Consider the following 15,028-nt stretch of genomic DNA (forward strand, 5'->3'; position numbering starts at 1 on the left):
ATCTTAAGGTAAAGAAATTCCTACTTGTACCGAGATTTTCTCTATTCGTTTGAGTAGCTTTTCCTTCCCTAAGAGGGGAAATAGGATAGGTAACTCGAGTCCGTGAGCTTTTCCTGTCGCGGAAACCCGGATCGGCATAAAGAGTGTTTTTCCCTTTTGGCCGGTCTGTTCTCCCGCTTGGGTCATCAAAGCCTTATAATCCTCATCGGTTTTAGGATCCGACTTTTTTAATAATTCGTAAAATGTGTAGACAACTTTGGAAGAAAATTCTTGGGAAAGAATTTCTTTCGCTTCTCCATCCTCAACCTTTAGGTCGGATACGAAAAATTCCGCAATATAGTCGGGAGCTTGGCGTAAATTGTCTAGATACACTCTCACACTATCGACTAAAGAATGTAATTCCTTGTTCTTAGGGTCTCTGTATTCCGCCGGAATATCCGTTCTGTTCTCTAAAAATGGAGCCAAGCTTTCCGCCACTTTTTGGATCGGGAGTTCTCTGATGTATTTATTAGAAAGCCAATTCAATTTAGACTTAGGGTTCATCGCCTCTGCGATCTGATCTAGGCTCGAGAAGTTAGTTGCAATTTCTTCGTCTCCTTTCGGTTTTTTGAACACATCGAAAGTAGAAGGTGACTTGGAACAGCGATGTACATCGAAAGTTTTTGGAAGAATATCCCCGGGCAGATATTCCTGACCATCTGGAGAAGTCCAACCTAGCAGAGCCATATAATTCAAGAATGTCTCAGGCAAATAACCTAAATCACGAAATGCTAATATAGAAGTCGCTCCCGCACGTTTAGACAATTTTTTACCGTCCATCCCAACGATCTCGGAAGCGTGAGCAAACTCAGGCACAGGGAAACCCAGTGCCTCATAAATCAAGATCTGGCGAGGTGTATTAGAAAGGTGTCCCACTCCACGGATCACATGAGAAATTTTCATGAGCCCGTCGTCCACAACCACAGCGTAATTGTAAGAAGGAAAACCGTCGGATTTTACAATGATGAAGTCCCCGATCAGTTTTGTTTCGAACTTCACTTTTCCTTGGATGATATCATCGAAAATCAATGTCTTAGAAGGAGTTTTGAAACGGACAGAATAAGGAATTCCAGCTTTTAGTTTTTCCTGAACTTCTGCTTCGCTCATGTTGGCGTGAAGTCCGTCGTAAACGTAAGGGACTCCCATTGCCTCCGCCTGTTTTTTCTTTGCTTCTAATTCTTCTTGGGTACAGAAGCAGCGGTAAGCTTTTCCTTCGGAGATCAACTTCTCCGTATATTCTTTATAGATGGAGATCCTTTCGGATTGTATATAAGGACCGTATGGACCTCCTGCATGAGGACCCTCATCCCATTCAATCCCCAACCATTTTAAGGATTCAAGGATGGTTTTAAAAGATTCTTCAGTGGATCTGGTTTGATCCGTATCTTCTATCCTTAATAGAAATTTTCCGCCTTGTGCTTTGGCGTATAAGTAATTGAATAAAGCGGTTCTAGCTCCGCCCACATGAAGGAAACCGGTAGGTGACGGTGCGAACCTGGTTCTAACTTCCTTATTTTCTGGCATTGTCGTAATCTTTTAAGAGGATGATTGGATAGTTCTTCAAATCGGCTGAGGCAGTAAACGGAATATTATTCGTGGTATCATAAAAATGCATAGTTACGAATTCTTCCCTTCTCTTTTGTTTCCATTGGGATACGTTCTTAGAAGATAATAGGTCTTCGGGAAGAATTCCCCAAGCCCAACGATATTCACCTTCTTCTCTGAACGTCCAAACCGGAAGTCTACCTTCTACCAAATTTACATATTGGAATATTTGGTTCTTATAATCGTAGTCCGCGTATGGAAAACTTCTGCCACCTGGGCTCGTATAATCCGTAGTCAAGCTGGTCCGGCTATTACGCACATTTTCCCAATTCAATTCTACATTCTTACCTAAACTTCTATATTCTTTGGCGACCCATACGATCCCTGATTGGGAAAAATTATACAGGATTCCCCAATCGGAAACATTGAGTTGTTTAGGAGAAGAAGTGTGCATCCCAGATTTGAAACTTTCTCCTTCCCAATTCCAAGAAAGAACTCCTTGGGGATGAAAGGAAACTTGTTTTGGATTAGAAGATTCTCCTTCTTCTAATCTTGCGGAACCGGAGAATAAAGAAGCCTTAAAACTTAGTTTCGGAAAAACGATCCCTTTAGGAAGAGAGGTGTGAAAATCTTCTCTTGTTTCCCAAAAATCAACTTCTCCCGTCCAAATTTTTTCCTTAGAAGCTTGGGTCAGCAGTATTAAATATCTGAGATGGCCAGGTTGGTTCCGAAAAGATTCAGAGCTTGCAGGAATCGAACTGATATTAGAATAAATCCGAATACTGGGAAGATCGGAAACTAAAGGTTTTTCTTCCGTCCATTCCGTCAAAAGAGAACAGGACATTAGAAAAATTAAATAGGTCAAACCTAGTGAAAAGAATATTGCTGTGCGATAAGATCGAGACTTCGGTTCCAAAAAAATACAGCCGGAAAAAGAGGATTTCTTGAAAAACTTCTCGTTTTAGTCCGAATCTTCAAGGAAAAACCGGGAAATTTTCTTTCCTTATCGGTGTTTCCCAACGAGAAAGTAAGAATTACTGCAACTTGAGTCGAATTCTTCCTAAAAAGTATGTACGAATTCGGGTAGTACGTTAAAAGGTTGACAGTAAAACCGTCCTAAAATCCTTTGGCTATAAAAGTCCTATGAAAGATTCCAATAAATCAGGTAAAGAAAACTTCCCTAAAATACCGTTTGAGGACCAGGTCAACGACGATCAGAGAAAATATTCTCGATACGTTTGCGATTCTAGGGCAATTCCTCACGAAATCGACGGCTTAAAGCCCGTCCAGAGAAGAATTCTTTGGGCAATGTGGAATTCAGACGCAAGGAACCGTTACACTAAGACTGTGAAAGTAGCGGGACTTGCAATGGGATACCACCCTCACGGAGATAGATCCATCCAAGATGCCCTTTCTCAGATGGCCCAGGACTTTACATTCGCAAATAATCATCCTTTAGTTGCTGGAGAAGGTACTTTCGGAGACGTTTTGGATCCGAGTGCGATCGCTTCTCCTCGATACACGGAGGTAAAACTTTCCGACTTCGTAAAGGATCTTGGATTCTTCGAAAGTTTACCTGATATAGATTATGTTAAGAACTACGACGAGACCGAAGACGAACCAATTCACTTTGTAGGAAAAGTTCCGATCGTTCTTCTGAATAATATTATGGGAATTGCGACCGGTTTCCGTTGTTTTATACCGGGACACAAACTTTCCGCAATTATCAATTCACAAGTCAATTATCTTAAAACCAAAAAGCCTCTGCCTTTAAAACCTTGGTACAAAGATTATAAAGGCGAAGTGAAGATGTCCAAGACCGAAGCGGGCAATATCACGATGACCACTACCTTCGGTTTTACATGGGAAGGAGATACTCTGTATCTTACAGACGCCCCCATGAATTGGAACAGAGAGAAAGTAATCAATCTTCTGGATGATATTCTGGAAAGAAAGGATAGTTGGCTGAAGGACTATGTGGATCATTCTAGCCAGACCTTCCGTATCGAACTGAATTATAAAAAGGGAGAAAAGCCTAGCGCGAAAGAGATCGCAGCTGTAATCTCCAAAGAAGATACCCAAACTCTAGCAAACAACGTGATCACTTATGACGGTCGTCTGAAAAACTTCGGACCGGAAGAGATCATTAAACGTTTCTGTGATTTCAGAAAAACACACTTGATCCGCAGATTCAAACGTTTGGCAGGTTTGGAAGAAGAGAAGATCGAAAGAAACTCTGAGTTGATCCGTTTTATCAAAGAAAAATGGAACGAAAAAGTTATCGGGATCAAATCCAAAAAGGATTTCGAGGACAAACTCCAAAAGGCAAAATTCAAATACTTTGAATGGTTGGCGTCCATTCCGATCTACAGAATGACTTTGGATGAAGTCCGCAAATGTGAAGAAGCCATCGTAGAGGCAAAAACCGCCCTTTCCAGATACCAAGGGCTTGTGAAAGAAGATAAAAAATTAACAGAATTCATGATCGGAGAATTAACCGAGCTGAAGGATAAATGGGACAAGGAATGAGCACCGCTAAAACCAAAACCGAAAAGAAGGCCGCGACCGGAGGGGAACGGAACTTCAAAAAACTCTCCAACGTAGAACACGTAAGGATGAGGACCGGAATGTGGTTGGGGCAAAACTCTGCTTCCACATTTGAACAGCACTTTTTCCGTAAGAACAGCGGTAATTTATACGAGATCGTCCATGAAGAATTGGAAGATGTCCCCGCCAAATTAAAATGTTTGGACGAGGCTTGTATGAATGCGGTAGACGAATACCGCAAGAACCAAAAGGACAAGGCTATTCCTGAAAAGGATAAGATGTCCAAATTGATCATCCAATTATCTTCCGACAGAAAAACCGTAACGGTTGCAGATAATGGAAGAGGAATCCCAGCAAAGAATGCAGAAGGTGTATATCTGCATTTGATGTACGGAGAGAACTTTGACGACCACGTAAAACAAGACCATGTGGCCGGTCAGAATGGTGTGGGTATTTCTTTGGTAAGGATGGTTTCTTCTTACTTTAAAGTAAAAACTACCAACGACGGAAGCACTTTCAAAAAACTATTCACTCTTCACGAAGACGCAAAAAAGCAGATCCGTTCTTATAAACTATCTAAAGAAGATACTGAGAAAGTTTTCTTATACTTCGACGAACACGGAAAATTTGACGATTGCCCGCTTCTCACAAAAGATCAGATCGAAAAGCTGATTCCGATCAGCAAGAAAACGAACATGATCGAGGCGATCGAAAAAGCTCCAAAAGACGATCACGGAACTTCTGTCGAATTCGAACTGAATCCGAAATATTTTAATAACATCGATACTTCCTTCAACGTAGATCTGATGAAACAGTATTTGCAGGACATCGCAATGACCAACCCAGGATTGGAAGTGCAGTTTGTTCATAAAGGTAAGAAGGAAAAGTATAAGTTCAAAAAAGGTTTGGATGAGATATTCTCCCATTCCGATCTGACTTACTACAAAATGGATTACAACGCCCCTGCTGCAGGATCTCAATTGCATCTGGAAGCTTATTTGGTAATCGGCCAAAACAAAAACCTGACTTGGGTAAACTCTATCTTCGCTCCTCAAGGCGGTTCTGCAATCGAGTATCTGGAAAACAGACTTTGCGACGAAGTTCGTAAAAAAAGCCAGATCGTTTCCTTAGAGAAAAAACTTAAGACAAGCTGTACTCGTAACGACGTTAGGAACTGCTTTCACATGTATGTGAACATGAGACTTTTGAATCCTAGATTCAAGTCCCAGGATAAATCTTATCTGATTAACGATCTGAACGAAGATATTCGTAATGCGGTAGACAAACATTTAGATAAGTTCATTAAGAAAACCGCATTATTGGAAGAAGTTAAACTCCAAATGGAGAAACGTACTCAGCTGAAAGCTTTCGAAGACGCGCAACGCGGACTCAAAAAAGCAAGTAAGATGAATATCCCGAAACTCATGCCACCTACAGGTAAGCCTAACGATCCAGGCAGAGTATTGTTCGTAGCGGAAGGAGACTCCGCAATCGCAGGTCTTCGTCCCGCCAGAAATCCTAAACTTCACGGACTTTTTCCTCTTAGAGGAAAACCCATGAACTGTAAGGGTGTTTCCCTCGCGAAAGCGATCGCAAACGAAGAGTTAAAGAATATAGTGGCGATCCTCGGACTTCCTTTGGACCAAAAAGTAAAGTCTCTAGAAGAATTGAATTACGAAAAAGTGAGCATCATTACTGACGCAGACTTTGACGGATATGCGATCCGTTCCTTGATGCTTTCTTTCTTTTACGAATACTGGCCTGAACTCTTCGAATTAGGACTCATCCATATTTCCAGCGCTCCTCTCTATGAGGTAGACGTGAAAATGGGAGATTCCAAGAAAGCTGAGACTGTATTCTGCATCGATGATAAAGATTACGATGCTCTAGTCAAACGAGTGGAAAAATCCGGAGGACAAATCGTCCGCAAAAAACGGAATAAAGGACTCGGAGAGACAGGAAAAGAAGCCATGAAATTTGCAGTAGATGAGTGTATGACCAAGATCACCATCGGAAACAAGAAAGAAGCTTCTAAGATCCAGAACCTTTGGTTCCATAAAGACTTTGCAGAGCAAAGAAGGGATGCGATCTCAGAATACGCGATGAGCGTAATAGAAGACTAATCCTCCGACTTACATTCTTGAAATAAAAAACCCGGAAGAAATAGATTCCGGGTTTTTTGTTTTAAACCAGATTTACTGCTTTGATCGCCGAGCTTAAAGCAGCCTCCACTGTTCCGGTAATTTCCCCTGTATGTTCTCCTGCAAAGAAGATACGATCGAACGGTTTTCTTAGAATGATCTCTGATCCAAAACTTCCCGGTGGAAATTCAGCAATTCCATTCGGAACGTAGTCTTTTTTAGGCTCCGTAAAATAGAATCTTTGGATCTGCAGATCCTTTTTTAGACCCAAACGATCCAGAGTAAGACGAATATATTCTACCTTTTGATCCTGGCTGGCAGAATCGAATACAGAGAATCTATCTCCGTTCGCGATCACTCCTAAAACCTTATCTCCAGTGTCAGACTTGGTCCCGGCATCATATAAGAATTGAGCCGCAGCATCCGAATGAACCGCAAAAGGAGAAGATTCCCATGGAGACTCTTTCAAAATCAAAAACAATTTATAGATCTGAGAATAACGAACTCTTAATGCAGCAAGAAGTTTTTCCTTATCTAGTCCTGGATTCCATTTTACGTTAGAGATTTGGTTCGCCGGTAATGTGCAGATGCAAGTAGAACCGCTAAACTTTCTTCCGGAAGCGGTAGTGACAGTAACTCCGGCGGAATCTTGGTCCACAGACAGAACAGGATCCGAAAAGACAAACTCGGTGTTCTCTATATTCATCACCAAAGTTTTGGCGATACTTTCCATTCCACCTTCTATCCTGCTATTCCTTTGAGGGAATTGTGCAAGATCACCTAAAACTTTTTCGGCGGACAAAACTCGGATACTATCTCCATAATGAAGAGAAAGTTTATGACCGAGTAAGGTCAGATCTTCCGGACTGACTCCTTGGTATATTAGATAATTATAAAAACTGATCCGATCCAAAGCTTGCTGTTGAGCTGTATCTAATTTAGAATTTTGTGATACTAATTTGCTCAATATCTCTTGAGACTTGGCAGAAAGTTCCCAAGTGCCCGCTTTTTTGTAAGTTCCTAAAAACAGATCCGGAGTTAAAGGAGAAGATTGAATTTTTAATCCAAGTTCTCTAACTAAACTGCGAACTGTTTTGTCTTCTGAAGAAACCCATTCCGCCCCCAGATCCACCACATGACCGGAAGGATCTTGTATAGATCTAACCCTTCCTCCGACTCTGTCTGTAGCTTCTATCAGAGTTACCTTACTTCCTGTTTTTCCTAATAGGTATGCCGAATAAAGTCCAGAAAGTCCTCCGCCAAGTACGATCACCTTTTTTCCTGCGTTAGTATTCTGAGCGAACAAATTTCCCTTACGACTTCCCAACAAAGCTGCGGCGCTTAAAATTCCGGCTTTTAGAAAAGTGGATCGGGTAATTTTCATCGGATTCCTCTTTAGAAGTTTTATTAGAACTCTCTCTTTTATTTTCGGTCTATGAAAGATCTTTCCCGAATTTTTTGCGGAGTAGAATGTCACATCGATCTGAAATTATGTACCGAAGCCTTTCGAATCGTTCTTATGTTTAGAATATCGCCGATTTATTTGGATATTTCAAGGAATAGACTGCTTTTGCATCCTTATAGTTTTTCCCTTGCCAGGGGAAGTGCTAAACCAAAACCTGGAATTACGCTTTCAGGGAGGAAGTCGGGTGAAAATCCCGCGCTGACCCGCAACTGTGATGTCCGTTTTAAACGGAATAAGCCAGATCTTCCCCGCGATACTGAAACCTCGAGGTTGGGGAGTATCGTAAATCTCGCTCTTTAGCGCATCCGCGCTTCTGCGATGGGGCCCCGAAAGCTAAAATGTCGGGGCTCTCGAACGGAAAAAGAAAACCACCGCAAATACCAAATCGTTCGGATCTTAGTAAGATCAATGATCGACTAACGTTATTTTGCTTTTATTTTCTTTTTCTGCGATATCCGGCAGAACCAGGAGAGAAAATGAGAAAATTCAGGACAAAAGCGATAATCATATTATTCGCTTTATCGTTAATCAACACCGCTTGTTTTGAAACGGAAAAGTCAGAGTCTGATAATAGCGCGATTATCGCTGCGCTGGTCCAAGCTAATTATATTGAAGTTGGCGGTTCTTGGCAAGTAGGCTACTATTCCGGTGGAGCCGATGGACCAGTTTATGGTACCGCAGCTATAACTGCTCAATCTTGGATCGAGCAAGGAATGCAAAAATTAACCGTCGTTGAAATAGATAGCGCCAATAGAAAACTTTATTACCAAGCGTCTGCAGATGATGCCTCTAATCCTAGTAAATTCGGAAGAATAGACTGGACTGCAATTCGTAGTAATTCTTGCCCTTCTAGTGCGAGCCGCTGTTTCGATTATTGCCAAATCGTATATGGAAAGAATACTTTAGCAGAAGCAAAAAGTGATACTGCTACTAGTGATTCTTCTGCTTTAAAGACGAACGGCTGTAATGGATTCGGCTGGAATTACATGATCCCATAATCGGATCTAAATTGCGAAAGGAGAGTCACAACGTATGAAACAAATAAGTAAATTCGCGTTTTTTGGAATGTTTGTTTTTCTCTTTCTCATAAGTTGTGATGGCTCCGGAAGCAGCACTGATCTAACTGGACTTTTATTAACCGGACAAAATTCCCTTTCGAATTCTGGAAGTTGCCCTCCGGCAAGTATAGACCCTGAATATCTTTTAGCAAATACTGTAGTCAGTGCACCTGGCAGCAATCCTAGCGTCCTATACAAAGATCCTGAGAAAGCAATCAACGGGGTTTGTGGAGGAGGACAGAATACGGGTGGTTTTGACGTTTATACAATGGGTTCTACCGACCCGAATAATTTTCTGATCCTTTCTTGGAATGGAGCAACTGTGACTAACGGTACAGGGATTGATTTTATCGTTTTTGAGAACGGTTTCCAACAACAAGCTTCTATCAATTATTTTATAGAACCTATAATCGTAGAGGTTAGCTTAGACGGGACAAATTATTGCGGGTTTAATCCTCAATATACCGGAGCTGCAAGCCCTGCCAGTTTGGATCCTACGGATTGGATCCGTTTTGGAGGAGCAAATCCTGTACTTTGGAATATGGTTACTCATCCACTCACTCCTACGGAAATTTTTCCGGATCCATTTGTTGCAAACGCAGGTGGAGATCCATTCGATCTAGACGATCTAGCGGTAGATGCTCGATTTGCAAATGGATGCGATTCTACAGTGCTTTCCAATCTACAAACAAACGGATTCAAGTTTATTAAACTATTGAATGCGAAAGGACAATCCACCTTTCCCACTCCTGCAGGAAGTTTTGACGGAGGCCCTGATATAGACGGAGTCATCGCTAAATCGATAACCCCTTAACCTGAAACGAAACATAGATCTTCTGATCTTTTTTCGATTTAATAATTTAAAATTTTTACAAATGAAAAGAATATGATCCGCCCAAAAGATGTACACCAGTTGAACTTAGATAAATTTTTACGTAATAAAATAGATACCAAGACAAAGCCATTAGGTGCCTTGGGTAAATTAGAAGATCTTGCTTACCGAATCGGCACGATCCAAAACACAATCGATCCTGTATTATCCAATCCTCATTTACTAGTATTCGCTGGGGATCATGGACTTGCAGACTCCGGGGTTTCAGCTTTTCCGAAAGAAGTTACTTATCAAATGGTATTAAACTTTTTGAATGGAGGAGCTGCGATCAACGTATTCTGCAAACAACATGGGATCAAATTGTTGGTAGTTGATGCTGGAGTTTCCGGTAATTTCGAACAGACCCATCCTGATTTTATCCCAGCCAAGATCGCAGCCGGAACCAGAAACATTCTGAACGAAGCAGCAATGACAAGAGAAGAATGTGAAGAAGCAATTCGTATCGGAGGGGAGATCGCGACTACCAAGGTTCCGAAAGATTGTAATGTAATCGGTTTCGGAGAAATGGGAATAGGAAATACTTCGAGTGCATCCTTACTCGCTTCCGTATTTCTGGATCGTTCCGCAGAAGATCTTACCGGAAGAGGAACAGGCCTGGACGACGGATCTTTAGAGCGTAAGAAAAAGATCTTAGCCGAATGCAGAGCAAAACACCAAGTAAATCCGAAAGATCCGATAGAAGTCCTTTCTAAGTTCGGAGGTTTCGAGATCGCGATGATCTGCGGGGCAATGTTATCTTCTTATAAAGAAAACCGTTTGATCCTTGTAGATGGCTTTATCGCAAGTTCAGCCTTCTTAACCGCTTCTAGAATGGAACCTAAGATCGTTCGCAATGCAGTTTTTGCTCATAAGTCTTCCGAGCAAGGCCATCGACTGATCCTGGAATTTTTTGACGCAGACCCTATCCTAGACCTCGGACTTCGTCTGGGAGAAGGGACCGGATGTGCACTCGCCTATCCTATCTTAGAATCCGCATTGGCGTTCTTAAGAGAAATGGCAAGCTTCGAATCCGCAGGTGTTTCCGAAAAAAAAGACTAAGTTGGAAGTAAATTCTCGCTGCCCGAATCGGAGGAATGAATAAGTTCGTCTTTGCATGTTTGGATTTATCCGCAAAGAACTGATCATTTTTCTTTCCTCCGTACGTTATAATACTCGTATCATTGTTCCGTCATGGGTGGAACATTCGGACGAATATCTCAATTCTTCTTCCAGATATTTTCCTCTCGTAGGATGGATTGTTGGAACTGCAACATGGTTCGTTCTTTGGGTTTCTGATCTCTCTTTGACCTGGGAGATAAGCATTGTTTTGTCAATGGCGGTTTCTGTTTTGGTAACCGGAGCATTTCACGAAGACGGATTTACCGACGTATGCGACGGATTCGGCGGGGGTTGGACCAAAGAGAAGATCCTAGAGATCATGAAGGACAGTAGGATCGGTGCTTTTGGAACAATTGGGATCATACTTGTCCTTCTTCTTAAATTTGTATGTTATAAATCTTTGGAAGAATTTTCCATAGAGGTATTATTCATCACGATACTTTCCTCTCATTCTTCTAGTAGATTTTGGGCCTTATTCACTGCTAAAACACTATCTTATGTGAGAGAAGATCAGCTTTCCAAGGCAAAACCGATCATTCAAACTTTAAAAACTTCTAATGTAGTTATCGCAGGGATCTGGGGATTGGCTCCTTGGCTCGCATTCTTTCACAACGCATATCTTCCTTCGGATCGAGTGTTCGGATTTTTACTATATCCATTTCTACTACAAACATTCGGATATTTATATCTCAGAAGTTTTTATAAAAAGTGGTTGGGGGGATATACAGGGGATTGTTTGGGCGCAGTCCAACAAGTAACAGAACTATTGTATCTGATCGGGATCGTCGTAGCTTGGAAATCTTTTTAGTCAGACATACAACTCCCGAAGTAGAACCTGGGACCTGTTATGGCAAATCAGATCTAGGACTTCCTTCTAGCTTTGAAAAAGAAGCTGAGAATGTTCTGAAACTTCTTCCTGAAAAAGTACATTCAATCCGTACTAGTCCTCTATTCAGATGTTATAGTCTGGCGGAGTATATCAGCAAACATCTGGAATCAAAATCAATTACTCCTGCTTGGAAAGTAGACTCGAATATCCAAGAGCTGGACTTTGGTGATTGGGAGGGACGTTTGTGGGAGGACCTACCTAGGTCGGAAACGGATCCTTGGATGGAAGATTATGTAAATCGAAGACCTCCAGGAGGTGAAACCTATTCTGAGCTAAAGAACAGGCTCTTAAAATCTTGGGAAGAAGGTCTGCAAGAAGCAAAGTCCTGGGAAAATCTAAAAAGCGAAGAAGGGGAAACTTCCGAATACAAAACGATTTGGGTCAGTCATGGAGGACCTATTCGATGTTTGTCTTCCATCGTTTTAGGATTTCCTTTGGAGAATTCGTTTCGATTGGTTTTAGAATATGGCTCCGTCTCTTGTTTCAAGATCCGATTCGGAGAAATACAATCTTATCCTCAGTTCGTTTATTGGAACAAAAAGTAAGTCCGGCTTTGAACAAATAAGACATAAATCGAAGACCTATGCCTCTAAGGTGTTTTTACTTTTATCCGATAAGGAATATAGTATTCCTATCTCCCATGCCCTTTTTCCGAATATTTAAATTCCGGCCTCTTCTTCATAACGAAAAGTTAAAGTATATTCTTCTCATATCTATACTTCTAAGTTCTTCTTTTATAGATTCGGATACATCTACTGAACTTGTGATGCCTAGCCAATCAGAAAGCGCTAAACTGTTTATCTTAGATGCAAGCGGCTCCATGAACGAGTATCTTGGGATCTATCAAAAGGTACATCTGGCAAAAAAATATGTTCGCCATTTTGTAGATAAACTTCCTGAAGAGACTGAAGTAGGTTTTATCGCTTACGGAAATCGTCTCCCTGGTTGCCAATCTTCCAGACTTTACCAACCTTTAGAAAAAGGAAATCGCCCTGGCTTTCAAAACAAACTTTTTGGGCTCACTCCTTCTGGTGCTACTCCACTTGCAGAGTCCATTCGGATCGCAGGAGATTATATTATTCGCAGAAAATCTCCCACTGACTTGATCTTAGTAACCGATGGAATTGAAAGTTGTTACGGAAATCCTGAAAAAGAACTTCAAGTCCTACAACAAAAAGGTGTAAATTTCAAAATGCATATCCTGGGCCTCGGATTGAAACCGGAAGAGAAAAGGATCATGCAGTCTTTGGCGAAAACAGGAAATGGAAAATATTATAATGTGGGAGAAGACAGTGACTTCTTTCTCGCAGTGGAAGATCTTCTAAAACAAGAACCTCAGCCCAAACGAACTGAAATTGAACCTGAAAAACGTAAACCTAAGATCAGGATCTCTGATATCGAAAGGAAACAAACAGACTCGGAAGAAAATTTTTATAGAGTGAAATTCGTTTTTGAAAATTCCGATTCTGATAATCAATGTGTGATCTTAAATCTAAAAAGAAGAAGTTCCGTTTCTTTCAAAACACAAAACTGGAATCCTCAAAGAACTACCGAACCTGAAAGAGTTTTGCGAACAGAACAAATCTGTTTCAAAACGAAAAAAGGAGAAGGAGAATTTCAGATCTCCGCTCCCGCACATCTTCCTTTAAATTTGGAATTGGAACTTTGGGATACAAAAGGTATCCCAAGTTCGGTGGACAAAAGTGGAGAAAAAAATCTTACGGAGTAAGTTCTTAAAAAGATCTTAAGAAATCCAAGTTTTGGTGATTCGGATACGTTACCCGATATTCTAATTTGATCTCTTTTTTACCGGAAGGAGGGATCTCTAAACTCCACTCTATAATTCCAGAATTCGCGCGATATTCTTTGGAACCTGGAGTGCTTGTCTCCTGATTCACCTCGACCTTTACACTCGCGGATTCGGAGATAGGGATCTGTTCTCTTACGATGACAGTTTTGCTTTCTTTACCGAAATTTTCCAGACTCAGATAAACCTTCTTCTCCATTACTTTTTGAGTGGAAATCAATCCTTCTTTGGTTTGGTTCCAATCCTTTCTATAAGAGAGTCTTAAACTACCTTCCGTGCCTAGAGAAACCGAAAGATTTTCCTTAGGAGAAACATAAGGAACCTTAGTCCTTCCTACAAGTCCTGAACTTCTGAACAGAGATACTTCGCCTGGCAAAATCGGAAATTCTCCCATGTTTTGAAACTCAGCCTCCAAAAGAGGAAAAGGTTTGTATCTAGGAGAAGCCACAGTTTTTACCTGGATCGGAGAACTAAAAGACAACATCTCGAATTTTCTAGATTCTTTCTGAGAAGCTAATGTAATCGTTTTAGGAAGTCTGAATAGAAATCCGCTTCCTCTTTCACTGGAGGGAGAAGGTTCTTCCGTAGCAGGAATATTGGACTCTTCATTGGGCATTTGAGCGGCACCCACTGCTTGGGTTTGGTTAGTGAGAATTTCCTGTTTGGAATCGACTTCTACATCAAATAATCTTAATGGACGAAGCCTATCCCTTCTGAGAGATAGATCCGGCCTGGTGGTCGAAAGAAGAAGTTGCACCCCTCTCCAATCTTCCCCGGTTTCTTGTCGGATCTCCACTATGTATTCCAGTTTTGCTTTGCTTAAGGAATCATCTGCAGTCAGAATATAAGTCGGCCTCCAATCCGCATTAGAAACCAAATAGCTCAAGCGAAGTTCTACGCTCTTAGCCTCGGAGCTCGTGTTTACGATCTGGACCCAAGTAGTACGTGTGCTTTTTTCAGCCTGGGATAGTAAAAGTGAAAGCTGGGCTCTTGCTTCTTCCAGTTCCGTTTGGACTTTTCGTTTTGACTTTTCTAACTTCTCCCAAGAAGCAAAAATAGAAACAGCCTCATCTCTGGTCTTCTTTAAATAAGTTCCCCAGTTTTTTCCATCTCCTTCTACCCTACCGTAAAGGAGGTTACGACCTACTACATCCGAAACTTTTTTGCGCATTTCGGACAACAGGTCCTTTTCGGCTTTTAGATCATTCTCTTTTGCTAATATACTTTCCAACTCCTTCTCCAGTTGTTGCACTTTTTTTTGGAGCTGAGCAACTTCCGGATTCGAAGCAGCAGTACCTTCTTCTTTCCAAGTCCTGGAACCGGTAACCTCAACTTGGGAAGAAGTTACTGCGGCCGTTAAGGTCTCTTCCAAAAGTGAAACAGGTAGATAAGAGATCTCTATTTTGTTCGCTCCGGGTTCCAACTGGACTCTTCCGGACCTGAGGATCTGAGCGGTTCCCTGATGAACGGTAACTTCCTTGATCGGAAGGCTAAATTCTTTTCCGAATATGGGAAAAGAAATCAAAACAAACATAAAAGTGAATCGA

12 protein-coding genes and 1 riboswitch are annotated in these 15,028 nt (G+C 41.4%); of the genes, 8 read left to right on the forward strand and 4 right to left on the reverse strand.

From position 1 onward, the window contains the following. Positions 1–3: 3 nt before the first annotated feature. Positions 4–1,563, reverse strand: a complete 1,560-nt coding sequence (gene gltX / locus LPTSP_RS13065; RefSeq protein WP_108929154.1) for a glutamate--tRNA ligase — start codon at positions 1,561–1,563, stop codon at positions 4–6. After that, a complete protein-coding gene (locus tag LPTSP_RS13070; RefSeq protein WP_108929155.1) occupies positions 1,550–2,500 on the reverse strand; it encodes an LIC_13346 family putative lipoprotein in 951 nt (316 codons plus the stop codon). Before LPTSP_RS13070 ends, gltX begins: the two co-directional genes overlap by 14 nt. A gap of 227 nt (positions 2,501–2,727) precedes the next feature. On the opposite strand from LPTSP_RS13070, the gene LPTSP_RS13075 reads away from it, so the two are divergent. Next, entirely contained in the window at positions 2,728–4,113 is a 1,386-nt protein-coding gene (locus LPTSP_RS13075; RefSeq protein WP_108929156.1) for a DNA gyrase subunit A, read from the forward strand. Then, positions 4,110–6,254, forward strand: coding sequence for a toprim domain-containing protein (locus LPTSP_RS13080; RefSeq protein ID WP_108929908.1), 2,145 nt, complete (start codon positions 4,110–4,112; stop codon positions 6,252–6,254). Before LPTSP_RS13075 ends, LPTSP_RS13080 begins: the two co-directional genes overlap by 4 nt. 61 nt (positions 6,255–6,315) lie before the next feature. Here the strand turns inward: LPTSP_RS13080 and LPTSP_RS13085 are convergent, their stop codons facing one another. Continuing rightward, a complete protein-coding gene (locus LPTSP_RS13085) occupies positions 6,316–7,656 on the reverse strand; it encodes a flavin monoamine oxidase family protein (RefSeq protein ID WP_108929909.1) in 1,341 nt (446 codons plus the stop codon). A 239-nt stretch (positions 7,657–7,895) separates the two neighbouring features. Further along, a riboswitch (adenosylcobalamin (AdoCbl) riboswitch) is annotated at positions 7,896–8,022 on the forward strand. 191 nt (positions 8,023–8,213) lie between these two features. On the opposite strand from LPTSP_RS13085, the gene LPTSP_RS13090 reads away from it, so the two are divergent. The 6 genes from LPTSP_RS13090 to LPTSP_RS13115 all read left to right on the forward strand — a co-directional run bounded on the left by LPTSP_RS13090 (position 8,214) and on the right by LPTSP_RS13115 (position 13,403). Continuing rightward, on the forward strand, positions 8,214–8,735 hold the full coding sequence (locus LPTSP_RS13090; RefSeq protein ID WP_135354756.1) for a hypothetical protein: 522 nt from the start codon (positions 8,214–8,216) through the stop codon (positions 8,733–8,735). Positions 8,736–8,769: 34 nt separating this feature from the next. After that, positions 8,770–9,609, forward strand: coding sequence for an LIC_13355 family lipoprotein (locus LPTSP_RS13095; protein WP_108929158.1), 840 nt, complete (start codon positions 8,770–8,772; stop codon positions 9,607–9,609). Positions 9,610–9,681: 72 nt separating this feature from the next. Beyond that, positions 9,682–10,725 (forward strand): nicotinate-nucleotide--dimethylbenzimidazole phosphoribosyltransferase, encoded by a 1,044-nt coding sequence (gene cobT, locus LPTSP_RS13100; RefSeq protein WP_108929159.1) that lies wholly within the window; start codon positions 9,682–9,684, stop codon positions 10,723–10,725. 55 nt (positions 10,726–10,780) lie between these two features. Continuing rightward, positions 10,781–11,593 (forward strand): adenosylcobinamide-GDP ribazoletransferase, encoded by an 813-nt coding sequence (locus tag LPTSP_RS13105; RefSeq protein ID WP_108929160.1) that lies wholly within the window; start codon positions 10,781–10,783, stop codon positions 11,591–11,593. Further along, positions 11,578–12,219 (forward strand): histidine phosphatase family protein, encoded by a 642-nt coding sequence (locus tag LPTSP_RS13110; RefSeq protein ID WP_108929161.1) that lies wholly within the window; start codon positions 11,578–11,580, stop codon positions 12,217–12,219. Before LPTSP_RS13105 ends, LPTSP_RS13110 begins: the two co-directional genes overlap by 16 nt. A 95-nt stretch (positions 12,220–12,314) precedes the next feature. Further along, entirely contained in the window at positions 12,315–13,403 is a 1,089-nt protein-coding gene (locus LPTSP_RS13115; protein WP_108929162.1) for a vWA domain-containing protein, read from the forward strand. 4 nt (positions 13,404–13,407) lie between these two features. Here LPTSP_RS13115 and LPTSP_RS13120 read toward each other — a convergent pair whose 3' ends face one another. Further along, positions 13,408–15,015, reverse strand: coding sequence for a mucoidy inhibitor MuiA family protein (locus LPTSP_RS13120; protein ID WP_245915568.1), 1,608 nt, complete (start codon positions 15,013–15,015; stop codon positions 13,408–13,410). Positions 15,016–15,028 lie beyond the last annotated feature (13 nt).

Source organism: Leptospira johnsonii (assembly GCF_003112675.1).
Taxonomy (GTDB): Bacteria; Spirochaetota; Leptospiria; order Leptospirales; family Leptospiraceae; genus Leptospira_B; species Leptospira_B johnsonii.

Excerpts from the sequence above, each read along its gene's own strand:
- gltX (WP_108929154.1), bottom strand. The coding sequence starts at position 1,563 with ATGCCAGAAAATAAGGAAGTTAGAACCAGGTTCGCACCGTCACCTACC.
- LPTSP_RS13075 (WP_108929156.1), top strand. The coding sequence starts at position 2,728 with ATGAAAGATTCCAATAAATCAGGTAAAGAAAACTTCCCTAAAATACCG.
- LPTSP_RS13080 (WP_108929908.1), top strand. The coding sequence starts at position 4,110 with ATGAGCACCGCTAAAACCAAAACCGAAAAGAAGGCCGCGACCGGAGGG.
- LPTSP_RS13085 (WP_108929909.1), bottom strand. The coding sequence starts at position 7,656 with ATGAAAATTACCCGATCCACTTTTCTAAAAGCCGGAATTTTAAGCGCC.
- LPTSP_RS13090 (WP_135354756.1), top strand. The coding sequence starts at position 8,214 with ATGAGAAAATTCAGGACAAAAGCGATAATCATATTATTCGCTTTATCG.
- LPTSP_RS13095 (WP_108929158.1), top strand. The coding sequence starts at position 8,770 with ATGAAACAAATAAGTAAATTCGCGTTTTTTGGAATGTTTGTTTTTCTC.
- cobT (WP_108929159.1), top strand. The coding sequence starts at position 9,682 with ATGATCCGCCCAAAAGATGTACACCAGTTGAACTTAGATAAATTTTTA.
- LPTSP_RS13105 (WP_108929160.1), top strand. The coding sequence starts at position 10,781 with ATGTTTGGATTTATCCGCAAAGAACTGATCATTTTTCTTTCCTCCGTA.
- LPTSP_RS13115 (WP_108929162.1), top strand. The coding sequence starts at position 12,315 with ATGCCCTTTTTCCGAATATTTAAATTCCGGCCTCTTCTTCATAACGAA.
- LPTSP_RS13120 (WP_245915568.1), bottom strand. The coding sequence starts at position 15,015 with ATGTTTGTTTTGATTTCTTTTCCCATATTCGGAAAAGAATTTAGCCTT.